Source organism: Streptomyces sp. NPDC041200 (assembly GCF_055591805.1).
The window spans coordinates 1-21,003 of the sequence record NZ_JBVIZF010000063.1 but is presented as its reverse complement, the minus strand read 5'-3'; the positions used below and the strand labels follow the sequence as shown (position 1 = coordinate 21,003).

The window sequence follows — 21,003 nt, the reverse complement described above, 5'->3', positions numbered from 1 at the left end:
AAACCGGTGCCGCCCGTGGTGCCGTGCTCGGTGGTCGGGGTCTGCTCGATGCTCCAGTCGTGCGGAACAGCCACCTCGCGCCACGCCGAGTCGTCGTAGCCGGGCCGCTGGGCGGTCGCGTAGCCCTCGTCGTCCGGGTCGGCGTTCCCGTCCGGAGTGACGAGCGTGAACCGCCAGCCGTCGTCGAGCGGGATGCTCCGCCCGCCGGTTGCCCGGGGTGGTGCTGCGGCCGGAGTGGCCGCCTGTGCGGGGATGCCGGTGGCGAGCGTCCCCGCCATGGGCGCGGCGCTGCCGGCGATCAGCAACGATCTACGAGTGACCGCCATGGCGATCCCCTTCTCTTCGATTATGTTGCTTCTTGGGCGAGCCGAAGGGCCTCAACTCCCATTGGCTGAACAGATTCTGACAGTTTCGAACAGGCTGATGTCAAGGCCCCTGCCTCAGCCGGACGTCGTCGGCCGGGCAGACCTCGACGTTCATGTTCCGCTCCATCATCCGCAGCGCCGCGTCCGCCAGATCACCGTGGATGTGCGCCACCGCGTCGTACGGCACCGCCACCGTCAGATGGCGGATATGGGCGTCGAGCGCGGAATAGAGCACACACTGCTCGGTGACCTGACCGCACAGGATGATGCGGCTGATGCCGTGCTGCCCCAGCAGATATTCCAGCGGCGTCTGGTAGAAGATCGAGTGCCGGGCCTTGATGACGAAGAGGGAGTCCTCGTCGGGCCTGATGGGCTCCACCAGATCGGCGTGCGGAGACCGCAGCGCGGTGTCCAGGAGTTCATCGTGATGGGAGCGCCAGCGGCCGAAGTTGTCATTGACGTAGATGACCTCGATCCCCGTCTCCCGGGCCTCGGTCACCAGCCGCCGCACTGCGGGCAGCACCTCGCGGACGGAGGGGACCAGCAACTCGGCGTCCTCGTGGTCATACGTATTGATCATGTCGATGACGATGAGCGCGGTGTCGTGCATGCCAGTGCCCCAGTGGTTACGGGGGAGAAGGAGAGGTGGCCCCCACCCGTGGCGGGGGCCACCTCGTGATGGCGGGGGAATCCGGCGTCAGATTTCGGCCTCAGAGGTGCCGATGGTGGTGATGCGCGTCGGGGTCCTCGACCACAGGCGTCGCGGCGGTCGGCGGGACCACCCGGCGGCGCTTGTAGACACTGACGTACGCCGCCATGCCGATGAAGCCGACGGCCATCAGGATCAGGCCCACCAAATGCACATTGAATCCACTGCTGTTCCAGTCCGTCGCGAAGGTGAGGATGCCTCCGATCGCGACCATGAGGATGCAACCGCCCAAGCCCATGAGTATTGCCTCCGAACAGTTAGCTCTTTTCCGGGCTGGTCCGATCCCGAGTACCCATCAAAAGCACCTCCAATCTCATGAGCTGCCGTCCTCGGCGTCGGCGACCACCGCCCGGTCGAGCGCCTGGAGGTCCCGGCGAGCCCGGGCGCGGTCCCTGGCGGACGCGTCCGTGACGTCCAGGAAGATCTGGTCGGCGTGCGGCCAGACCCCCGTCATCTTGGCCTTGACCCGCACCAGGACCTCCTCGACCTCCTCGCTGTCCAGCCCGCCGATGAGGTCGATCCGGGCCGCGACCAGGGTGGAATCGGTGCCCAGGCGCATCGTCAGCAGCGTGGTCACCGTGTCGATCTCCGGCTGCTCGTCGAGGAAGCGCCGTATCTCCCGCCGCTGCACCGGGGCGATCGCCTCACCGATCAGCTGCCCCCGCGACTCCTTGGCCAGCCGGTAGGCCACGTAGACGAGCAGCGCCCCGATCAGGAACGACGCCACTGCCTCGTACACCCCGTCGCCGGTGAGCATGTGGAGCCACATGCCGAGGAGGGCGAACACCACGCCGAGGCACGCGGTGGAGTCCTCGGCCAGCACGGTGCGCAGCGTGGGATCGTCCCCCGCGCGGACCTCGGCGAGCATGCCGTGACCCGCCTTCCGGGCCTTGCCGCGGATCTGGATCAGGGCGCGGACCAGCGAGGATCCCTCCGCGAGGAGGGCCACCCCGAGCACGGCGAGGCCGACCAGATAGCCGGTGTGACCCTCCGAGCTGCCTGATTGCAGCGCCTCGGCGCCCTGGAAGAAGGAGAAGCAGCCGCCCATGATGAAGATGCCGACGGCCGCGAGCAGCGCCCAGAAGTAGCGCTCCTTGCCGTAACCGAAGGGATGGCGGGCGTCGGGGGCGCGTTTGCTCCGTTTGAGGGAGGCGAGCAGAAACACCTCGTTGAGGCTGTCGGCGACCGAGTGGGCGGCCTCGGAGAGCAGCGCGGGGGAGCCCGTGAAGACCCCGCCGATGGCCTTGGCGACGGCGATGACGAGGTTGGCGCCGAGCGCGACGAGCACGGTGACCGCGGTTCTGGTGTCCTCGCCGGACCGGGGGCCGGGGCGTGCCGCGGTTTCGCTCATCGTGGGACTCCGTAGGTCGACTCGTCGGTATCTCCCTCTGGTGTCCCGATGCGGACGCCTTAACCGCATGAATCCGCCGTATCCGGGTCCAGACGGAGCGCGGCACGCCCCGGGGAGAACCACTCCCTCGGGGCGTGCCGTCTCGTCCGTCCGGTCGTCGGCCGGCGCAGGTCAGCCGGTGGGCGCGCCACCGGGGCTGGCCGGGACCTTGGGCATCGGGGTGAACACGTCCAGCCCCATCACGGCCGCGATCAGCAGGCCGATGACGCCGAGCGCCACCGCGCCCCAGGCTACGGCCGAGACCCACGTGGCGCGGGTGGCTCCCGAGGCCGGCACGGCGGTGCGCTGCCGCAGCAGCACCACGGCGGCGATGACCACGGCCGCGAGGCCGAACAGCCCGTTGAGGAAGGCCGTGGTGTGCCACGGCGTTCCGTAGACCGCCTCGATCTGGTTGGCGGCGGACCCGGACTGGGCCTTGATCTGCCCGGTCAGCTGCGCGCGCTCCTGCAGCATGGTGCCGAGCCAGGTGCCGGTGAGCGACGCGAGCCCCAGGCCCGCGGCAGCCACCGCGGCGGCGCCGGAGAACACCCCGGCAGAGGCCGCCGGAGCGGCGGCCGGAACGATCGCGGGCTCGTCGGTACGGTCCGCGGCAGGCTCCTCGGCGGGAGCCTCGGTGTGCGATTCCTTGGTGTCGGAAACAGCGTTCGGGACACCCTCCGCCGTGGCTTTGTCGGCTTCTGCGGGCTGCGCTGTGCGGTCGGTCGGTTGATCCGTCTTGGTGGTGTCCATGGGGCGGACCGTAGGTGCCGAAAATGAGAGTCCGCTGAGAATGAGCCCCGCCCTCCGGCCGGGTGCGGCCGACCGGTGCGCTCGGGCCACTGCGCATACGCTGGCCAGGCAGTCTCACGATGGCTGAAACTCTTCGCCGCCACCGACAGGAGCACATCGTGACCGGCTCTCCTCACGGCCTCTCCGCCCCGCGGGGCGGACCGCGGGACCGGCTGCGCGCATGGCTGCTGGAGGGCCTGACGGACATGGCCAAGCGGCAGCCCGGACCGCACGCCGAACCGGAGAGCGCGGACCGGGGCCGACCGTGGTGGCGGGTCATGTGTCTGACGGGTCTCGACTACTTCTCGACCCTCGGCTACCAGCCCGGTATCGCCGCCCTGGCCGCCGGGCTGCTCTCCCCGCTGGCCACGGTCGTGCTGGTGGTGGTGACCCTGGCGGGCGCGCTGCCGGTGTACCGGCGGGTGGCCGCCGAGAGCCCGCACGGCCAGGGCTCGATCGCGATGCTGGAGCGGCTGCTGACCTTCTGGAAGGGCAAGCTCTTCGTCCTCACCCTGCTCGGCTTCGCCGCCACCGACTTCCTGATCACCATCACCCTCTCGGCCGCCGACGCCACCGCCCATGTGGTGGAGAACCCGCACTTCGCCGATCCGCTGCACGGCCACGAGGTGGCCGTCACCCTCGTCCTCATCGGACTGCTCGGCGCGGTCTTCCTCAAGGGCTTCACCGAGGCCATCGGACTGGCCGTCGTTCTGGTCGGCGCCTATCTGCTGCTCAACGCCGTCGTGGTGGCGGTGGGGCTGTGGCACGTCTTCACCGCACCGCAGGTGATCACCGACTGGACCACCGCGCTCACCGCCCAGCGCGGCAACCCCCTGGTCATGGTCGCCGTCTCCCTGGTGATCTTCCCCAAGCTGGCCCTCGGACTGTCCGGGTTCGAGACCGGGGTCGCCGTCATGCCGCACATCGAGGGCAAGCCCGGCGACACCGAGGAACGCCCCACCGGCCGTATCCAGGGCGCCCGGAAGCTGCTCACCACCGCCGCGCTGATCATGAGCGTCTTCCTGATCACCTCCAGCCTGATCACGACCCTGCTGATCCCGCAGCACGCGTTCGAGCCGGGCGGCGCCGCCAACGGCCGCGCCCTGGCCTACCTCGCCCACGAGTACCTGGGCTCCGCCTTCGGCAGCGTCTACGACGCCGCCACCATCGCCATCCTCTGGTTCGCGGGCGCCTCCGCCATGGCCGGACTGCTCAACCTCATGCCCCGCTACCTCCCGCGCTACGGCATGGCACCCCACTGGGCGCGCGCGGTGCGCCCTATGGTGCTCGTCTTCACCCTCGTCGCGTTCCTGGTGACGTGGCTGTTCAAGGCCGATGTGGACGCCCAGGGCGGGGCGTACGCCACCGGTGTCCTCGTCCTCATCACCTCCGCCGCCATCGCCGTCACCATCGCCGCGCGGCGCGCCGGACAGCGCGGCTGGACCCTCGGGTTCGGCGCCATCGCGCTCGTCTTCGTCTACACCACCGCCGCGAACGTCGTCGAGCGGCCCGACGGCGTCAAGATCGGTGCCTGTTTCATCGGCGGCATCATGGCCGTGTCCCTGCTGTCCCGGGCCGCCCGCGCCTTCGAGCTACGGGTCACCAGCGTCACCTTCGACAACATGGCCCAGCGCTTCGTCCGCGACACCGCTCACCGCACGATCCGCTTCATCGCCAATAAGCCGCAGGCCTGTGACCTGGCCGAATACCGCGACAAGGAGCAGGAGATCCGGGCCGACAACGACATCCCGCCCGAGGACGACATCATCTTCGTCGAGGTCACCGTCGCCGACCCGTCCGAGTTCGAGAGCGAGCTGCGGGTGTGCGGCAAGGTGATGCACGGCCGCTACCGGGTGCTCACGATGGAGAGCGCCACCGTCGCCAACGCACTCGCCGCGATGCTGCTGGCGGTGCGCGACGAAGCCGGTCAGCGGCCGCACATCCACTTCGAGTGGACCGAGGGCAACCCCCTCGCCCATTTCCTCCGCTTCTTCCTCTTCGGCCAGGGCGAGGTGGCCCCCGTCACCCGCGAAGTGCTCCGCGAGGCCGAACCGGACCGCAACCGCCGCCCCCACATCCACGTCGGCTGAACACCACCCCGCGCGGTCCTCTCACGCCACGTCGGCCCGCCACCGGACCTCGGCGTCCTGGCGCTCCCCGGTGGGCGCGAGCCCGGCGGCCCTGGCGACGGCCGCCGAGGCCTGGTGGCGGGGGTGGACATGCGCGACGACCTGGGACACGGAACCGGCCGTGAGCCACCCCACCAGGCCCCGGGCCGCCTCCGTGGCGTAGCCCCGCCCCTGCCACGGCGTGCCCACCACCCAGGCGACTTCGCCCGTGCGGGTGGCCGTGGGGCCGCTGAGGGTCGCCTGGACGGTGCCCACCAGGCGCCGTTCGGCGGCGGCGTGGAGGACCCAGTTGCACCAGATCACCTCGGGGTCGGGCGAGCCCGCGACCAGGCGTTCGTAACGGGCGCGCAGGGCCGTGGCGTCCAGCGGGGCACCACCGGTGAAGGTGTGCAGGCCGGGGTCGGACAGCACCCCGGCCATCTCCGCCGCGTGCTCGACCCGCAGGGGCCGCAGCTCCAGCCGCGCGGTGGGGATGACCACGGCCCAGCGCGTCATTCCGACGCCGCCGCCACGGGCTCGTCGGCCGACAGGCTGTCCATGAACGAGCTGACCGAGAACACGGCCCGCCCGGGCCCGGCCGGGCCGTATCCCGGGGGCGAGGTCAGGCCGTACTCCTCCAGCGTCGCCCGGTAGGTCTCCAGCAGCCGGATGTGGTACTCCAGCGGCGCGCCCTGCGGGTTGGCCTTGCCGAGCGGCGTGGTCGGCTCCGGGCACCAGGTGGTGAACCGGGGCACGACGCCGTTCGACATGAAGAACCGCAGCCCCTCGGCGGTCGAGGCGATGGCCTCGTCCACGCTGGTGAAGCCGAACGGCTCGGCCATCTCCACGCCCGCCACGAAGTTGGGGATCACATTGCGGGCCCCGAACACCTCGGTCGAGTCCAGGATCCGCCGGTGCCACTCGTCCCGGCCGACGTAGCGCTCCTTGCCCGGGCAGTACAGCTCGAACAGCCGCCGGTCCCACACCTCGAAGTTGGGGTGGTAGATGCTGATGCCGTAGTCGTGGAACCGCTGGACGTCGTCGCGCGGCAGCGCCTGAGCCACCACCTTGCCGATCCACCGGCCCGGGAAGCGCTCCTCGATGGCCTTCGCGTAGTGGCCGTAGAAGTCGGCCTCGTCACGGCCACCGACGTGCGAGGTGATCGAGCCACCGGTGAGGGTGTACGCCTTCGAAGCACCGGCCGTGTCGTGGCGGTCGATGATGTCCAGCGCCTCCAGCACCTCCTCGACCGGCTTGACCCCGGTGTACGGACGGCCCGCCGCCTTGTGCTGGCGCCAGTTGTGGTTGATGTCGCAGTACTGGCATTCCTCCTTGGCGCCGAAGTACTGGCACACCCGGAACACCGTCAGATAGACCAGGTAGCCCCACTGGATGGTCGGGGCGACCTCCATCACCGACTTGCCGTTCGACAGCGTGTGCCGGTAGTAGTCCGGCATCGGAGGCAGCCCGACGTCCGCGATCCGGGTCCCGTCCAGGTACAGCCCCAGCGCCCCGTCCTCACCGGCCCGCACCACATACGGCGATTCCGGGTTGACGCGCACCGACACCACCGTGCGCCGCAGCCCGTACGGACCGCCGGTGAGCACGACCTCCTCCGGCGGCCGGTTGAGCGCGGCCGCGCCCAGCTCCGGGAGGGTGCGGTGGTCGAAGGAGAAGATGAAGTACGACTTCGGCTTGACGTCCCCGTCGTCGCCGCCGCTGAGCGCGGAGTCGTCGAAGGCCATGCCGCCGCGCAGCAGGTCCTCCTTGATCACCGCCTCCGGCGGGACCTGCGGGAAGCGCCCCATCAGCTCCTCGACCAGCGCGGTACGGTTCGGACTCGTCATCTGCTGCACCCTCCCTGACTTCGATGAGACGCGGACGGGCTCCCCCGCGGCTCCGCCGTCCCCGCCACCTTAGGGGGTGTCTTGCCGATCATGCCGGGCTCCCGGCGCCTGGCACGGCACCTCGCGCCCCGGCGCTCGTCGCACGCGGCGCCTCCCCCAGCTACCGCTGGGAGGTGCCCTGCACCAGACGCCGCCCGCTGATCCGGCCTGATCGACAAGACACCCCCTAGAACAGGCCGCGCCACCTGGATCAGCCCGCTGCCGGGCGCCGCGCGCCGGGGCGCTCTACGGTGGGGAGGAGGATGCCTGTCAACCGGCTCGGCCTGGTCGTCCACCGGGCCCGCCCCGCCGCCGTCGCGGCGGCCCGTGAGGCGTACTCCTGGGCCGCCGCGCGGGGCGTGTCCTGCACCGAGATCGACGTATGGCGCGAGGATCATCCGCGGCGCAGCGCGCAGGAGGAGTCCGCGGCGGCCGGGCACCCCGATCTGATCGTCACCTTCGGCGGCGACGGCACGTTCCTGCGCGGGGCCCGGATCGCCGCCACCGACGGAGCCGCCGCGCTGGGCGTGAACGTGGGCCGGGTGGGATTCCTCACCGAGATCACCCCCGACGGCCTGCGGCACGCCCTGGACGCCGTACAGACGGACCGCACCACGGTCGAGGAGCGCATGATGCTCACGCTGCGGGCGTCGCGGCCGCTGGACATGCCCGCCGGGATGGACGCGCTGCTGCGGTACGGACGCGGGCCGGTGCTGCCCGCGCCGAAGGTCCGGCCCGGCAGCCCCGAGGAGGTCGGCTGGGGCGTCGCGCTGGATGTCACCGCCCTCAACGACGTCGTGTTCGAGAAACTGGCCCGCGACCGCCAGGCCGGACTCGCGGTCTATGTGGCCGGGCAGTTGCTCGCCTCGTACTCGGCCGACGCCATCATCGTGGCCACCCCCACCGGCTCCACCGCCTACAGCTTCGCCGCGGGCGGCCCGGTCATCTCCCCGCACCTGGACGCGGTGGTCTTCACCCCCGTCGCCCCGCACATCGCCTTCGACCGCACCGTGGTGGCCGCAGTGGACGAGGCCGTGGCCATCCGGGTGCTGCCGCACTCCGGGCGGGTGGCCGTGTCCATCGACGGGCAGCTGCGCGGGGTGCTGGAGCCGGGCGACTGGGTGGCGGCGTACCGGGCCCCGGCCCGGCTGCGGCTGGTACGGCTGCGGCCCACCGAGTTCTACCACCGGCTGCGCGACCGCTTCCGGCTCGCCGACTCGCCCGCCGCCGACCAGGCCCCGCCGTTCTACCGGCCCCGCAGCCCGGTCCCAGACGACCTCGCCCACCTGCGGCTGCCCCCGCCACCGGAGGCGCGCTGAAGATGCGGGGCCTCGAACCCGGTGCCACGCTGAGGGCGTGACAGCTCAGAGGTTTCACACCGATCTCACGCTGCGTGTCAACGGCGCCGACCGGCCCCTCACCCTCGACAATCGCGTGACCCTGCTGGACGCCCTGCGCGAACACCTCGCGCTGACCGGCACCAAGAAGGGCTGCGACCACGGCCAGTGCGGCGCCTGCACTGTCCTGATCGACGGCGAACGGGTGAACAGCTGCCTGGTGTTCGCCGTGACCGCGGCCGGCCACGACATCACCACCATCGAGGGGGTCGCGGACCTCAGCGCCACGGACGATCTGCACCCGCTCCAGCGGGCGTTCCTGGAACACGACGGTTTCCAGTGCGGCTACTGCACCCCGGGCCAGATCTGTTCGGCCATCGGCGCGCTCGCCGAGGCGTCCCGCGGCTGGCCCAGCCACGCCACCGAGGACGTGGCCGCCGGTGTCCGTGCGCCCGACACCCTGGACGACGACGAGATCCGGGAGCGGATGAGCGGCAACCTGTGCCGCTGCGGCGCCTACCGGGGCATCGTGGACGCCATCCGCGAGGCCGCCGGGTCAAACGGCCAGGGCGCGCCGGTCCGGGGCGGTGTGCGATGAAGCCCTTCGCCTACGAGCGCGCCACCCGCCCCGAGGCCGCCGCCTCCCTCGTCGCGGACTCCGCCGAGGCGGTGTACCTGGCCGGCGGCACCAACTTGGTCGACCTGATGAAGCTCGGCGTCACCGAGCCCGCCATGGTCGTCGACATCACCGGACTGCCGTACGACCGCGTCGAGCACCGCGCGGACGGCGGGGTGCTCATCGGGGCGCTGGTGCCGGGCAGCGAACTCTCCGGCGACCGCAGCATCCGCGAGCGCTTCCCGGCCCTCGCACAGGCGCTGCTGGCCGGGGCCTCCGGGCAGCTGCGGACCCGCGCGACCACCGGTGGCAATCTGCTGCAGCGCACCCGCTGCGTGTACTTCCAGGACGTCACCAAGCCCTGCAACAAGCGCTCCCCGGGCACGGGGTGTTCGGCCATCCAGGGCAGCCACCGCGACCTCGCCGTGATCGGCACCTCCGACTCCTGCGTGGCCACCAACCCCTCCGACATGGCGGTGGCGATGGCCGCGCTCGACGCCGTCGTCCACCTGCGGCGCCTCGACGGCAGCCCGCGCACCGTGCCGCTCGCCGACTTCTATCTGCTGCCCGGCGACACCCCGCACCGGGAGACGGTGCTGCGGCCCGGCGACCTCATCACCGGCGTCGAGCTGCCCCCGCCGCCACCCGCCGCTATGCGCTACCGCAAGGTGCGCGACCGCTGGTCCTACGCGTTCGCCGTGGTGTCGCTCGCCGCCGTGGCCGCCACCGACGGCGGGGGAGCGCTGCGGGAGATCCGGCTCGCGCTCGGCGGGGTGGCCCCCAAGCCGTGGCGCGCGCACAAGGCCGAACAGCTGCTGACCGGGCAGCGGCCGACCGAGGACGCGCTGCGGACCGCCGCCCTGGCCGAGTTCACCACGGCACGCCCGCTGCCGCACAACGCCTTCAAGGTCGGCCTCGCCGTGGACCTCATCACGGCCACCGTGCGCGACCTCGTGGAGGGGGAGGGGCGATGACCACACTGGAACGGACCGTGGGCGCCGCGGTGACCCGGATCGAGGGGCGCGAGAAGGTCACCGGCACCGCGCTCTACGCGTACGAGTACCCCGTGCCGGACGCCCTGTACGGCGTGGCGGTGCAGTCCACCATCGCCCGCGGCCGGGTGCGCTCCGTCGACGCGGGCGCCGCACTGGCCCTCCCCGGGGTCGTGGCCGTGCTGGACAGCGGCGGTGTGCCGCGGCTGCACCCGACCGACGACCCGGAGTTGCTGGTCCTCCAGTCCACCGACATCGCCTACCGCGGGCAGATCGTGGCGGCCGTGGTCGCGGACACCTATGAGACGGCGCGTCAGGCCGCGGACGCGGTACGTGTCGTCTACGAGGAGGAGGCGTACGACGTCGGACTGCGCGACGGCGATCCGGACATCTTCGTCCCCGAAACGGTCAACGCCGGTTACCCGGGCCGGACGGAGAAGGGCGACGTGGACACCGCCCTGGCCACGGCGCCGGTCACCATCGACGCCACGTACACCACACCGCCCGAGCACACCAGCGCGATGGAGCCGCACGCCGCCATCGCGGTCTGGGACGGCGACACGCTGACCCTCTACAACGGCGACCAGGGGCCCTGGGTGACGGCGGGCACGCTCGCCACCCTGTTCGGGCTCCCCGAGGGCGCCGTACGGATCGTGGCGGACCATGTGGGCGGTGGCTTCGGGTCCAAGGCGCTGCCCCGCCCGCCCACCGTGCTCGCCGCGCTGGCCGCGCGCGCCGTCGGCCGCCCGGTGAAGGTGGCGGCGACCCGGCAGCAGATGTTCACGATGGTCTCGTACCGGACCCCCACCGTGCAGCGGGTCCGGCTGGGCGCCGAGCGCGACGGCAAGCTCACCGCGATCTCGCACAACGCGCTCCAGCAGAGCTCCCGGCTCGCCCCGTACTGCGAGCAGACCGTCGTCGCCACCCGCATGATGTACGCGGCGCCCCACCGCCGCACCATCCATCGCCTGGCGCAGCTCGACGTGCCCACGCCGTCGTGGATGCGGGCGCCGGGCGAGGCCCCGGGGATGTTCGCGCTGGAGAGCGCGATGGACGAGCTGGCGTACGCGCTGGACATGGACCCCATCGAGCTGAGGGTGGTCAACGAACCGTCCGTGGACCCCGAGACGGGGAACGCCTTCAGCAGCCGCAATCTGGTCGCCTGTCTGCGCGAGGGCGCGGCCCGGTTCGGCTGGGCAAGGCGCGACCCCCGCCCCGGCCGCCGCCGTGAGGGACGGTGGCTGGTGGGTACCGGCGTGGCGGCGGGCAACTACCCCGCTTTCACCTTCCCCGCCACCGCGACCGCCCGCGCGGAGCCCGACGGGCGCTTCACCGTACGGATCGCCGCCGTCGACATCGGCACCGGGGCCCGTACCGCGCTGACGCAGGTGGCCGCGGACGAACTCGGCGTGGCGCTGGACCGGGTCACCCTGGACATCGGCCGCAGCGTCTACGGTCTGGCCCCCTTCGCCGGTGGCTCCATGGGCACCAGCTCATGGGGGTGGGCGGTGAGCAAGGTGTGCCGGGCGCTGGCCAAGCGGCTCGGTGAGGTGTCGGGCCAGGTCCCGCCCGGCGGACTGGAGGCGCACGCGGACACCACCGAGGACGTCCGGGCGCGGAAGGACCTCTCGCGCCACGCCTACGGCGCCCAGTTCGCGGAGGTGCGGGTGGACGCGGACACCGGGCAGGTACGGGTCGACCGGCTGCTGGGGATGTTCGCCGCCGGGCGCGTCATCAACGCCCGTACGGCCCGCTCGCAGCTGCGCGGCGGCATGTGCATGGGGCTGTCGGCGGCGCTGTACGAGAACCTCGAACTCGACCCCAACTTCGGTGACTTCGCCAACCACGACCTCGCCACTTATCACGTGGCGGCACACGCCGATGTGCGTGATGTCGAGGCGCACTGGATCGAGGAGGAGGACGACCAGCTCAGCCCGATCGGCGCCAAGGGAGTCGGGGAGCTGGGCATCGTCGGGACGGCCGCGGCCATCGCCAACGCCGTCCATCATGCGACGGGGGTGCGGGTGCGCGACCTGCCGATCACGCTGGAGCGGGTGCGCACCGGCCTGACACGCTGACCTGACGCCCTGACCTGGCGCATGACGTGGCACACTGAACGAGGCTTTTCGGTCAACCGTGTTGAAAGGCCCCGCCCGGGTGTCCCGCGGTAACGGCGCGGGACACCCGGGGCGTGACGGTCAGCCGCGGGGCGGCACCGTCTTACTGGGCGGCACCGCCACCGGCACCGCCGTCGCCGATGGTGGCGCCGACCGCCTCCAGCGCGGTGGTCACCGGCTGGAAGAACGTCTCACCGCCCGAGGTGCAGTCGCCGCTGCCGCCGGAGGTCAGGCCGATGGCCGCGCCGTCCTCGGTGAAGAGGGAGCCGCCGCTGTCGCCGGGCTCGGCGCAGACGTCGGTCTGGATGAGCCCGCTGACCGAGCCCTCCGCGTAGTTGACGGTCGCGTTGAGACCGGTGACCGAGCCGCCGTTCAGCCCGGTGGTGGAGCCCATGCGCTGCACCTCCTGGCCCACGGACGCCTCGGCGGCCTCGGTGATGTTCACCGTGTTGCCACCGCCGGTGTTCACCGTGCTCGGGGCCTCGGTGGCGGCGTCGTCGTACGTGGCGAGCGCGAAGTCACCGGTGCCCGGGAAGGTGGCGTCCTGGATCGTGGCGACCGGGGCGCCGTCCTGGGTCTCCGACCACGCCTCGGCCGCGACACCGCAGTGTCCGGCGGTCAGGAAGCCGGGGTCGCCGCTGTCGGTGGTGACGTTGAACCCGAGCGAGCAGCGCGAACCGCCGCCGAAGATGGCGTCACCGCCCTCGGCGAAGGTCTTGAACGTGCCCTTGGACCGCTTGACGTCGGCCATGTCCGCGCCCAGCGACTTGACGGTGGACTCAAGGGTGTCCCACTTCGCGCCCTTGACGGTGCTGTCCGCCGTGACCTGGAGCTTGTTGGTCTTGGGGTTGATGGCCCAGGCGGTGCCCGCCATGGTGGCCTTCTTCTTGAGCGTCGCCTCGGCGGCCTTCAGCGACTTCATGCTGTTCTTGGCTTCCTTGGCGACGGCCCCGGCGCTCTGGACCGCGGCGACCTCGACGTTGTTGTTGTCGCCGATGACATTGACGATGACCTGCTGCTGCTCCTTGTCGTACCAGCCACCGCCGAACGCCTCGCCCAGGCTCGACGCGAGCTGCGAGATCACGTCCGAGGCGGACTCGGAGTTGAACGCCTTGGGCTTGGCATCGATGGCCTCGGACTTCTTGTCCTGAGAGGCATTGGCGTTGGGCAGCACAATGGCGGCACCCACGACGGCGGCGGCCGCGGCAGCCCCAATGATGATCTTTGTCTTGGGGGCGCGCTTGTGACTCCGGCTCAACTTATGACCTCCTGTGGGGCGCACGGGGTCGTACGCGGGGACGGGTTCGCTACGGCAGTTGATACGCATGGGCCGCTGGATGTGTTCAGACCAATTTCGCGGCCGCACGGTGACGGGCCTCACACCGGAGATGTTGAGCGGAAACACCTGCATTGGTGTCCGTGTGCGGGGTACCGGCCGTCCTGTATCCCTTTGCCGCCCACGGGATTGCCCATGGGGACCGGCTACGGGACGCCCATGGAACCGCCGACGAGTGAGGAGCGCATCGTGACGGACGACAAGCGACCGGAAGCCCCCGGAGAGAACGGCCCCGCCATCCCCAGGGACCTGCCCGACCAGCAGGCGCAGGGCGGCCCGGACCCCCTGGACATCGACACCGACACACCGCAGGCCGCCCCGCCCCACCGCCCGGAAGACGTCCCCGACCTGGACGAACCCGGCACCCGTCGGCGCGGAAAGCCGCACAGCGGAGGGGTGCACCCCGAGCAGCCGGTGCCCGACGAGCCCTCCGGATGACGCCCCTGGATGACGATTGACCCGGCACGGCCGGGTACCCGGCCGGTAGACCGATGACCCCGCTGATGAGGACGGTGTTCACGATGGCCAGCTTGGACGGGCCCGCCACACAGGTCGTGGTGGCCCTCAGCGGACACTCCAAGGAGGACGCCGACGCCGTGTTCGGCGTGCTCCACGCCTGCTACCCCGCCGCCCCGAACTCCGACACCCCGCCACGGGAAGAGGCCGAGGGACACCCCACGGTATGGAGCGTGACGTTCGAGGTGTCCGGTGCGCGGCAGGAGCCCGCGCCCACGCCCCTGGGAGCGCCCCTCACCGCCGATCTGCAGGGCGGCCCCCGCCAGGTGGAGCAGCTGCGCGAGGTGCTGGCCACCGCCTTCGTCGTACGGGACGAGGGCCGGATGGCCGGGGACCAGGAGCGGGAACTGCGCCTGCGTCTTGAGAGCCGCTGAGGCGCGCTACTTCTTGTCCCCAGCGCGCGAGAACGCCCACTCCATGCGTGGTTCCACCACTCCGCGGAGGACCCGCCGCACCGGAGCCGTGCACAGCACCGTGATCATGGTGACGGCCGCGGCGGTCACCGCCACCTCGCCCAGCGGGGTGTGCAGCCAGGAGTGCTCGTACCACCCGCCGAAGCGGGACGCCTTGATGATGAAGCCGTGCAGCAGATAGCCGTACATCGTCCCCGCGCCGAGCGCCGTGAACCAGGTGCGCCGCCCCGGCACCCAGGCCAGGAAGCAGGCCGTCAGCACCAGCGCGCCGACGAAGAGGAGGGGGGTGGACAGCAGTCCGGCCCACTCCGGTACGCCGTCCAGGGCCGCCACGCTCTTGCGGTGGTAGAACCACTCAGAGTTGAACCACGGGGCCACCACGTACGCCGTGACCAGCGCCACGAGCCCGACCGGCAGCGCGATCCACCGCGCCCGCCAGGTGCGCAGCCAGGCGAAGTGCTCCGGGCGGAGGGTGAGCCCGAGCACGAAGAACGGCAGGAACGCCAGGGTCCGCTGGAGCGAGAGATCGCCACCGGTCTCCGGTGACAGCGAGCCGAGCGCGGCCACGGCCAGCGCGATCGGCACCGGATAGCGCAGCGCCAGCCACAGCGGGGTGGTGATCCGCCAGATGAACAGCGCGACCAGGAACCACATCACGTACCACGGGTCGAGCAGGCTGAACGGCTCGTCCGGGTTGTCCTGGGCCCAGCGGGAGAAGAGGGTGTACAGCACCTCGAAGACGACGTACGGCACGACCACACCGGTCACCAGGCGCTGCAGCCGCTTGGGGGCCATGTCGAAGCTGCGCGAGAAGTAGCCCGATATCAGCGCGAAGGCGGGCATGTGGAACGCGTACACCAGAAGGTAGATGGCCATGGAGGCCCGGCTGCCGTACGTCAGTGGTTCCCATGCGTGGCCACAGGCCACCAGCACGATGGTGAGGTACTTCGCGTTGTCGAAGTACGCGTCGCGGGCCTTGCCCTGGGCCGCGCCCTCACCCCGTGCCGGTCGCTCCGCGGTGGACTGCGGCGTTGTCACACGGGTGGGGGTGTCTTGATGCACTACTTCTCCCGGTCGAGCCAGCGAGGTTTCCTGTTTCGCCTGCCCGACGTGGCCCCGCTCATGACTGTCCACGCTAGTGGCAAATGACACCCGTCATGCGCGCAACTGTCCGAATTCGAGGAACATCACTAAAGGATCAGTATTCGGCACCCCGATGCTCGGGAAGTCTGCTTACGGTGGTGAGTTCGCCGTCGGCGGAGGCGAACAGCAGCGCCACGGCCAGGGCGCCCGGGTCGGGGACGCCGACCGCGTGGTCGCCGGTGTAGCTGGCCCGCCCGCGCCGGGCGCGCAGGTAGGCGGTGGCCCGGGCACCGCGGTGGGCAGCCACCGCCGCGAGCCGCAGCGAGCGGGCGGGCTCGGCGGTCGGCGGGCAGTCGGCGAGCGCCTTCGCGGCCGGGAGGAGCGCGTCGACCATGGTCTTGTCGCCGACCTCGGCCTCGCCGACCCGCTGGATCGCGGCCGTCCCGGCGGCGATCCCGGCGGCCAGCTCACCGGTGCCGGGCGGGGTGGGGGCGGCCTCGGCGACCGCGTCGGCCAACTCCTGGAAGAGCAGGCCGAACAACGGGCCGCTGGTGCCGCCGACCTCATCGAGGAAGACCCGGGCGGCGGCGGCGAGCGGCGCCTCCGCGGTGTCCTCGCCGACCGCCGGGGTGGCGGACAGACTTTCCAGGGCGCGGCGCACCCCGTCCATCCCGGTGGCGAGGTTGGCGCCGAAGTCACCGTCTCCCGCCTGCTGGTCGAGGGCGGTCAGCTCGGGCTCGACGGCTCGTACGGTGGCGGCGAAGCGCATCAGCCAGGCGGTGACGGTGGCGCGGGTCAGGGAGCGCGGGGCGGGGTTCGTGGTCATGGGCGCGGGGCTCCTTGGGGCTTCGGAAACCGGCTTCGGGGGCCGGCGGTCGTGGTCACAGGGGCCAGGCCGCGGTGCGGGCGGGGGCGTCCCACAGCCGTAGCACCTCGTCGTCCGTGGCGAGCAGGGACAGCGAGAAGCCCCGCATGTCGAGGGCGCTGACGAAGGTGCCGGTCAGGGACCGGTCGAGGGCGGTGCCCCGGGCGTCGAGGGCCTTGGCGAGGATGTGGTGGATCCCGTACAGCTCCAGGGACGTGACCGACCCCAGACCGTTGACCAGCGCGAGCACCCGGGGCCGCGGGCCGTGGGGGAGGGCGGCCAGCAGCCGGTCCGCCATGGTCTCGACCAGCTTGCTGAGCGGCGCGTGCGGCACGGTCTTGTCGGCGCGCTCACCGTGGATGCCGACGCCGAACTCCAGCACGTCCTCGGGCAGGTCGAAGGCCGGGGATCCGGAGGCGGGGGTGGTGTGCGCGGCGGACGCGACGGCGAGGCTGCGGGAGCGGCGGGTCAGATCGACGCCGAGCGCCACGAGGTCGTCCAGACCGCGCCCTTCGTCGGCGGCGGCGCCGAGGATCTTCTCCACGATCAGGGTGGCGCCGGTGCCGCGCCGGCCGACGGCGATCTCGTCGGAGTCGGTGGCCAGGTCGTCGTCGATCAGCACCCGCTCGCAGCGGATGCCCTCGTGGTGGAGGCGTTCGGCGGCGATGCCGAAGTTGATGCGGTCGCCGGTGTAGTTCTTGACCAGGTGCAGTACGCCGTCGTTCCCGGCCACGGCGCGGCTGGCCTCGAAGATCTGCCGGTTGTGCGGCGAGGCGAAGATCCGGCCGGGGCAGGCGGCGTCCAGCATCCCGGTGCCGACGAACCCGGCGTGCAGCGGTTCATGGCCGGACCCGCCGCCGGAGACCAGAGCGACCCGGCGGGCGGGCGAGGTGACACGGGACCGGAAGTACCCGTGACCGGGATGGTGCTCGACGAGGGCGGCGTGAGCGGTGGCGAACCCGGCGTGCGCGTCGGGAACCAGTGATTCCGACGAGTCAGCGAAATACAGCGGCATGGTCGTGGCTTCCCTGGAGGGAGTGGGACGGACAGGGGCACTGGCTTCGATGGTCCGCCGCGATCGGTGGGCCGGGCGCGCCGAACCGACTCCAACGGCCTACAGGCATAGGCCGGTCGTGCGACGGGGTAGGGCTCCTCACTGACCACGGCGAACACACCACGGCGAACACACCACGGCGCACACATCGCGGCGCACACGTCACACCGGCACCAAGGAGCCCGTCATGTCCCTCGACGACTTCGACCGCCACCCCCTGCTCTTCGGCCCCAGCCCCGTCCACCCCCTCGACCGGCTCAGCGACCATCTCGGCGGGCCCCGCATCTGGGCCAAGCGCGAGGACTGCAACAGCGGACTGGCCTATGGAGGCAACAAGACCCGCAAGCTCGAATACCTGGTCCCCGACGCGCTGCGGCAGGGCGCCGACACGCTGGTGAGCATCGGCGGGGTGCAGTCCAACCACACCCGCCAGGTCGCCGCCGTGGCGGCCCGGCTGGGGCTGAAGGCCGTCCTGGTGCAGGAGAGCTGGGTGGACTGGCCCGACGCGGTCAACGACAAGGTCGGCAACATCCTGCTGTCCCGCGTCATGGGGGCGGACGTCCGCCTGGTCGACGCCGGGTTCGGCATCGGGTTCAAGGACAGCTGGACCCGCGCCCTGGACGAGGTGCACGCCGCGGGCGGTACGCCGTACCCGATCCCGGCCGGTGCCTCCGACCACCCACTGGGCGGGCTGGGCTTCGCCAACTGGGCGTACGAGGTCGAGCGGCAGGAACGCGAGCTGGGCGTCTTCTTCGACACCATCGTGGTGTGCAGCGTCACCGGCTCCACCCAGGCCGGGATGATCGCGGGGTTCGCGGGCCAGGACCGCCCCCGCCGGGTGCTGGGCATCGACGGCTCCGCGAAGGCGGCCGAGACCCGGGCCCAGGTGGAGAAGATCGCGCGGAACACCGCCGAGCTGACCGGCCTCGGCCGGGCGCTGCACGACGAGGAGATCACCGTGCTGGAGGGCTGGGCGGGCGACGCCTACGGCGTCCCGGTGGCCTCCACCCTCGACGCCATCCGCCTCACCGGCAGCCTGGAGGGCGTGATCCTCGACCCGGTCTACGAGGGCAAGTCCATGGCCGGGCTCATCGACCTCGTACGGAACGGCGACATCCCCAAGGACTCCACGGTGCTGTACGCGCACCTCGGCGGCCAGCCCGCCCTGAACGCGTACAGCGGCGCCTTCTAGAGGCCGCCAGAGGCCGCCAAAGGAGGTACGGGAGCGGCGGGCGGGCGATCATCGGCCGCCGAGCGGGTACCCGAGCCCTTGGACCACTCGCGGACCAGGGAGCACAGGTGACGGACCCGGACACCGGTGACGGCGGCGCGCCGCTTGCCGGATGCGTGGCGCTGGTGACCGGCGCGTCCAGCGGGATCGGGGCGGCCACCGCGCGTTCCCTGGCCCGCCAGGGGGCCAAAGTCGCGCTGGTCGCCCGCCGTACCGACCGGCTGGAAGAGCTGGCCTCCGGCATCCGGGACCTGGGCCGCGCCTGTGTGCCGCTGACCGCCGACCTGCGGGACGCGGCCCAGGCGCGGAACTGCGTCGACGAGGCGGCCGAGCGGTTCGGGCGGCTGGACGTGCTGGTGAACAGCGTGGGCTACGTGGCGGTCGCGGGCGTCGAGGAGGGCGATCCCGAGAACTGGGAGCGCATGGTCGACCTCAACCTCAAGGCCGTCCTGCACACCTCACAGCAGGCGCTGCCGCATCTGCTGCGCGCGGCGGCGGACGGCCCGCGCGGGGTCGCCGACCTGGTGACCCTCAGCTCGGTCGCGGGCCGGGTCGCGCGGCCGCGCAACAGCATCTACTCGGCGACCAAGCACGCGGTCGGCGCGTTCAGCGAGGCGCTGCGCCAGGAGGTGACCGGGCGCGCCGTACGCGTGGGTCTGATCGAGCCCGGCATGACCACCACGGAGATGACCGACAACCCCGCGACCGGGACCGTCGCCGCCGGGATGCCACGGCAGGACTGGCTGCACGCCGAGGACATCGCCCGCTGCATCGGCTTCATGGTGACCCAGCCCGCGCACGCCGCCGTCAACGAGATCCTGGTGCGCCCCACGGCCCAGGAACACTGACCCCGCGGGGGCCAGTGTTCCTGGGTGTGCCTACTTCCCCGGGGCCTACTTCCCCAGGGCCTTCTTCAGCTGGGACTTGTTCATCTGGGACCGGCCCTCGATGTTCCGGCGCTTGGCCTCGGCGTACAGCTGGTCCCGCGTGGGGCCCTGCGACCCGCTGTGCGACCGCTTGCCGCCACGCCGCGAAGACGACATGTCCTCGGTGGAGACACGGCTCGCCGTCCTGGCCTCGCCGGAGCGGGCGCGCTCCTTGTTCACCGTCCGGGCGGCCATCTCCTTGGCCCGGCGCTCGCTCGCGCCGCGCTCCTTCGCACTGTCCTTGATGTGTTCGTACTGTCTCTCTCGCTTCGAGCTCGATCCCCTGGGCATGGTGTGCACCTTTCTCCAGAGACCAGCACAACGGAGACAAGCACCACCATTTTCGCTCCGGACACCCGGCTCGCAACAGCGCTGCGGCCACCCGGTGCGAGCGATTGGGCCCATCAGGTGAGATGTGCTCCGGGGGCGGTCGGACCGCCCTGCTGGTGCTCGACCTGCCCCGCCTCTGATGACAGCGTGGGCCGACATGGAGCACAGCCCTGGACCGCAAAACGTGCGCGCGAGGCTGCTGCTGGCCAGCGCCACCATGCTCTTCGTCGAGCTGGCGCTGATCCGGTGGACCGGCGCCAATATCGTCCATCTGAGCTATTTCTCGAACTTCATCCTCCTGGGCTCGTTCCTCGGAATCGGCCTCGGATTCCTCCTCCCCGCCGGCCGCGGGCAGTGGCTCACCCGCTGGGCGCCCCTCCCGCTGGCCGTCCTCGTCGTCCTGGTCCGGGAGTTTCCGGTCCAGGTGCGGCAGAGCAGCGGCGAGGTCATCTACTTCACCGCCGTGAAGACCACCGGTCTGCCGCAGTGGGTCACCCTGCCCGTGCTGTTCGGGCTGACCGCGCTCATCATGATGGCGATCGGCAAGATGACGGCCGACCAGTTCCGGCAGCTGCCGTCACTGGAGGCGTACCGCTTCGACCTGCTCGGCTCCCTCACCGGCTCGGTGTCCTTCGCGCTGCTGTCCTGGCTGCGCGCCCCGTCGGTGGTGTGGGGTGTGCTCGCGGCGCTGGCGATGCTGGTGCTGGTCGGACGGCGCAACATCATCCGGTCCACGATTCCGCTGGCCGTGATGGTGGCGGTGCTGGCGCTGGAGTCGGCGGCCACCGGCATCTCCTGGTCGCCGTACTACAAGATCGAGGTCAAGAAGTCGTCCTCGTCCGCCCGGGACTACAACATCGCCGCCAACGGTGTTCCGCATCAGTCCATCGCCCCGCTGAAGGCGCTGACGAAGCCCGGTTCACCGTATGAGCAGCCCTAC

The 21,003-nt window shown here is 71.4% G+C and carries 20 protein-coding genes and 2 pseudogenes; 10 read left to right on the top strand and 12 right to left on the bottom strand.

The annotated features are described in order from the left end of the window. From ACZ6CL_RS41115 to ACZ6CL_RS41095, 5 genes and pseudogenes are all read right to left on the bottom strand, one after another. Positions 1-326 (bottom strand): annotated as a pseudogene (locus tag ACZ6CL_RS41115) (glycoside hydrolase family 2 TIM barrel-domain containing protein); the annotation flags it as partial. Positions 327-426: 100 nt separating this feature from the next. After that, entirely contained in the window at positions 427-975 is a 549-nt protein-coding gene (locus tag ACZ6CL_RS41110; protein WP_468946241.1) for a cysteine hydrolase family protein, read from the bottom strand. A 100-nt stretch (positions 976-1,075) separates the two neighbouring features. After that, positions 1,076-1,312, bottom strand: a complete 237-nt coding sequence (locus tag ACZ6CL_RS41105) for a hypothetical protein (RefSeq protein WP_468946239.1) — start codon at positions 1,310-1,312, stop codon at positions 1,076-1,078. A 75-nt stretch (positions 1,313-1,387) separates the two neighbouring features. After that, a complete protein-coding gene (locus tag ACZ6CL_RS41100; protein ID WP_468946237.1) occupies positions 1,388-2,425 on the bottom strand; it encodes a cation diffusion facilitator family transporter in 1,038 nt (345 codons plus the stop codon). A 171-nt stretch (positions 2,426-2,596) separates the two neighbouring features. Then, positions 2,597-3,214, bottom strand: coding sequence for a hypothetical protein (locus ACZ6CL_RS41095; protein WP_468946235.1), 618 nt, complete (start codon positions 3,212-3,214; stop codon positions 2,597-2,599). 245 nt (positions 3,215-3,459) lie between these two features. On the opposite strand from ACZ6CL_RS41095, the gene ACZ6CL_RS41090 reads away from it, so the two are divergent. Further along, positions 3,460-5,343, top strand: a complete 1,884-nt coding sequence (locus tag ACZ6CL_RS41090) for an APC family permease (protein ID WP_468946243.1) — start codon at positions 3,460-3,462, stop codon at positions 5,341-5,343. A gap of 21 nt (positions 5,344-5,364) precedes the next feature. Here ACZ6CL_RS41090 and ACZ6CL_RS41085 read toward each other — a convergent pair whose 3' ends face one another. Together ACZ6CL_RS41085 and ACZ6CL_RS41080 are read right to left on the bottom strand one after the other, a co-directional pair. After that, on the bottom strand, positions 5,365-5,877 hold the full coding sequence (locus ACZ6CL_RS41085; protein WP_468946233.1) for a GNAT family N-acetyltransferase: 513 nt from the start codon (positions 5,875-5,877) through the stop codon (positions 5,365-5,367). Then, the gene (locus ACZ6CL_RS41080) at positions 5,874-7,208 is read right to left on the bottom strand and encodes a radical SAM protein (RefSeq protein WP_468946230.1); all 1,335 of its coding nucleotides are present in this window, start codon (positions 7,206-7,208) and stop codon (positions 5,874-5,876) included. Before ACZ6CL_RS41080 ends, ACZ6CL_RS41085 begins: the two co-directional genes overlap by 4 nt. Before the next feature lie 302 nt (positions 7,209-7,510). On the opposite strand from ACZ6CL_RS41080, the gene ACZ6CL_RS41075 reads away from it, so the two are divergent. Genes ACZ6CL_RS41075 through ACZ6CL_RS41060 form a run of 4 tightly spaced genes read left to right on the top strand, consistent with a single transcriptional unit; the run spans position 7,511 to position 12,270 of the window. Further along, the gene (locus tag ACZ6CL_RS41075) at positions 7,511-8,566 is read left to right on the top strand and encodes an NAD(+)/NADH kinase (RefSeq protein WP_468946227.1); all 1,056 of its coding nucleotides are present in this window, start codon (positions 7,511-7,513) and stop codon (positions 8,564-8,566) included. A 37-nt stretch (positions 8,567-8,603) separates the two neighbouring features. After that, positions 8,604-9,182, top strand: coding sequence for a 2Fe-2S iron-sulfur cluster-binding protein (locus ACZ6CL_RS41070; RefSeq protein WP_468946225.1), 579 nt, complete (start codon positions 8,604-8,606; stop codon positions 9,180-9,182). After that, entirely contained in the window at positions 9,179-10,174 is a 996-nt protein-coding gene (locus ACZ6CL_RS41065) for an FAD binding domain-containing protein (RefSeq protein WP_468946224.1), read from the top strand. The genes ACZ6CL_RS41070 and ACZ6CL_RS41065 overlap by 4 nt, the downstream gene beginning before the upstream one ends. Further along, positions 10,171-12,270 (top strand): xanthine dehydrogenase family protein molybdopterin-binding subunit, encoded by a 2,100-nt coding sequence (locus tag ACZ6CL_RS41060; protein ID WP_468946221.1) that lies wholly within the window; start codon positions 10,171-10,173, stop codon positions 12,268-12,270. Before ACZ6CL_RS41065 ends, ACZ6CL_RS41060 begins: the two co-directional genes overlap by 4 nt. 142 nt (positions 12,271-12,412) lie before the next feature. Here the strand turns inward: ACZ6CL_RS41060 and ACZ6CL_RS41055 are convergent, their stop codons facing one another. After that, on the bottom strand, positions 12,413-13,567 hold the full coding sequence (locus ACZ6CL_RS41055) for a S1 family peptidase (protein ID WP_468946220.1): 1,155 nt from the start codon (positions 13,565-13,567) through the stop codon (positions 12,413-12,415). A gap of 267 nt (positions 13,568-13,834) precedes the next feature. On the opposite strand from ACZ6CL_RS41055, the gene ACZ6CL_RS41050 reads away from it, so the two are divergent. Next, positions 13,835-14,083 carry a hypothetical protein gene (locus ACZ6CL_RS41050; protein ID WP_468946218.1) on the top strand — a complete coding sequence of 83 codons (249 nt, stop codon included), beginning with the start codon at positions 13,835-13,837 and terminating at the stop codon, positions 14,081-14,083. Positions 14,084-14,166: 83 nt separating this feature from the next. Then, on the top strand, positions 14,167-14,535 hold the full coding sequence (locus ACZ6CL_RS41045) for a hypothetical protein (protein ID WP_468946217.1): 369 nt from the start codon (positions 14,167-14,169) through the stop codon (positions 14,533-14,535). A gap of 6 nt (positions 14,536-14,541) precedes the next feature. Here ACZ6CL_RS41045 and ACZ6CL_RS41040 read toward each other — a convergent pair whose 3' ends face one another. The 3 genes from ACZ6CL_RS41040 to ACZ6CL_RS41030 all read right to left on the bottom strand — a co-directional run bounded on the left by ACZ6CL_RS41040 (position 14,542) and on the right by ACZ6CL_RS41030 (position 17,537). Then, positions 14,542-15,612, bottom strand: coding sequence for an acyltransferase family protein (locus tag ACZ6CL_RS41040; RefSeq protein ID WP_468946214.1), 1,071 nt, complete (start codon positions 15,610-15,612; stop codon positions 14,542-14,544). A gap of 160 nt (positions 15,613-15,772) precedes the next feature. Further along, positions 15,773-16,483 (bottom strand): dihydroxyacetone kinase subunit DhaL, encoded by a 711-nt coding sequence (gene dhaL / locus ACZ6CL_RS41035; protein WP_468946211.1) that lies wholly within the window; start codon positions 16,481-16,483, stop codon positions 15,773-15,775. 55 nt (positions 16,484-16,538) lie between these two features. Next, positions 16,539-17,537 carry a dihydroxyacetone kinase subunit DhaK gene (locus tag ACZ6CL_RS41030; RefSeq protein ID WP_468946209.1) on the bottom strand — a complete coding sequence of 333 codons (999 nt, stop codon included), beginning with the start codon at positions 17,535-17,537 and terminating at the stop codon, positions 16,539-16,541. 226 nt (positions 17,538-17,763) lie between these two features. On the opposite strand from ACZ6CL_RS41030, the gene ACZ6CL_RS41025 reads away from it, so the two are divergent. Further along, the gene (locus ACZ6CL_RS41025; protein ID WP_468946206.1) at positions 17,764-18,768 is read left to right on the top strand and encodes a 1-aminocyclopropane-1-carboxylate deaminase; all 1,005 of its coding nucleotides are present in this window, start codon (positions 17,764-17,766) and stop codon (positions 18,766-18,768) included. Positions 18,769-18,875: 107 nt separating this feature from the next. Beyond that, positions 18,876-19,655, top strand: a complete 780-nt coding sequence (locus tag ACZ6CL_RS41020; RefSeq protein WP_468946204.1) for an SDR family oxidoreductase — start codon at positions 18,876-18,878, stop codon at positions 19,653-19,655. A 45-nt stretch (positions 19,656-19,700) separates the two neighbouring features. On the opposite strand, the gene ACZ6CL_RS41015 is transcribed toward ACZ6CL_RS41020, so the two are convergent. After that, complete coding sequence (locus ACZ6CL_RS41015) at positions 19,701-20,024, bottom strand: plasmid stabilization protein (RefSeq protein WP_468946201.1); 324 nt, start codon at positions 20,022-20,024, stop codon at positions 19,701-19,703. A gap of 223 nt (positions 20,025-20,247) precedes the next feature. Here ACZ6CL_RS41015 and ACZ6CL_RS41010 point away from each other — a divergent pair. Further along, a pseudogene (locus ACZ6CL_RS41010) lies at positions 20,248-21,003 on the top strand (spermidine synthase); the annotation flags it as partial.

What these genes read in the sequence shown, in the direction of transcription:
- ACZ6CL_RS41075 (WP_468946227.1), top strand. Translation starts at nt 7,511, where the DNA reads ATGCCTGTCAACCGGCTCGGCCTGGTCGTCCACCGGGCCCGCCCCGCC.
- ACZ6CL_RS41110 (WP_468946241.1), bottom strand. Translation starts at nt 975, where the DNA reads ATGCACGACACCGCGCTCATCGTCATCGACATGATCAATACGTATGAC.
- ACZ6CL_RS41105 (WP_468946239.1), bottom strand. Translation starts at nt 1,312, where the DNA reads ATGGGCTTGGGCGGTTGCATCCTCATGGTCGCGATCGGAGGCATCCTC.
- ACZ6CL_RS41095 (WP_468946235.1), bottom strand. Translation starts at nt 3,214, where the DNA reads ATGGACACCACCAAGACGGATCAACCGACCGACCGCACAGCGCAGCCC.
- ACZ6CL_RS41080 (WP_468946230.1), bottom strand. Translation starts at nt 7,208, where the DNA reads ATGACGAGTCCGAACCGTACCGCGCTGGTCGAGGAGCTGATGGGGCGC.
- ACZ6CL_RS41015 (WP_468946201.1), bottom strand. Translation starts at nt 20,024, where the DNA reads ATGCCCAGGGGATCGAGCTCGAAGCGAGAGAGACAGTACGAACACATC.
- ACZ6CL_RS41065 (WP_468946224.1), top strand. Translation starts at nt 9,179, where the DNA reads ATGAAGCCCTTCGCCTACGAGCGCGCCACCCGCCCCGAGGCCGCCGCC.
- ACZ6CL_RS41085 (WP_468946233.1), bottom strand. Translation starts at nt 5,877, where the DNA reads ATGACGCGCTGGGCCGTGGTCATCCCCACCGCGCGGCTGGAGCTGCGG.
- dhaL (WP_468946211.1), bottom strand. Translation starts at nt 16,483, where the DNA reads ATGACCACGAACCCCGCCCCGCGCTCCCTGACCCGCGCCACCGTCACC.
- ACZ6CL_RS41090 (WP_468946243.1), top strand. Translation starts at nt 3,460, where the DNA reads ATGGCCAAGCGGCAGCCCGGACCGCACGCCGAACCGGAGAGCGCGGAC.
- ACZ6CL_RS41030 (WP_468946209.1), bottom strand. Translation starts at nt 17,537, where the DNA reads ATGCCGCTGTATTTCGCTGACTCGTCGGAATCACTGGTTCCCGACGCG.
- ACZ6CL_RS41100 (WP_468946237.1), bottom strand. Translation starts at nt 2,425, where the DNA reads ATGAGCGAAACCGCGGCACGCCCCGGCCCCCGGTCCGGCGAGGACACC.
- ACZ6CL_RS41025 (WP_468946206.1), top strand. Translation starts at nt 17,764, where the DNA reads ATGTCCCTCGACGACTTCGACCGCCACCCCCTGCTCTTCGGCCCCAGC.
- ACZ6CL_RS41045 (WP_468946217.1), top strand. Translation starts at nt 14,167, where the DNA reads ATGGCCAGCTTGGACGGGCCCGCCACACAGGTCGTGGTGGCCCTCAGC.
- ACZ6CL_RS41060 (WP_468946221.1), top strand. Translation starts at nt 10,171, where the DNA reads ATGACCACACTGGAACGGACCGTGGGCGCCGCGGTGACCCGGATCGAG.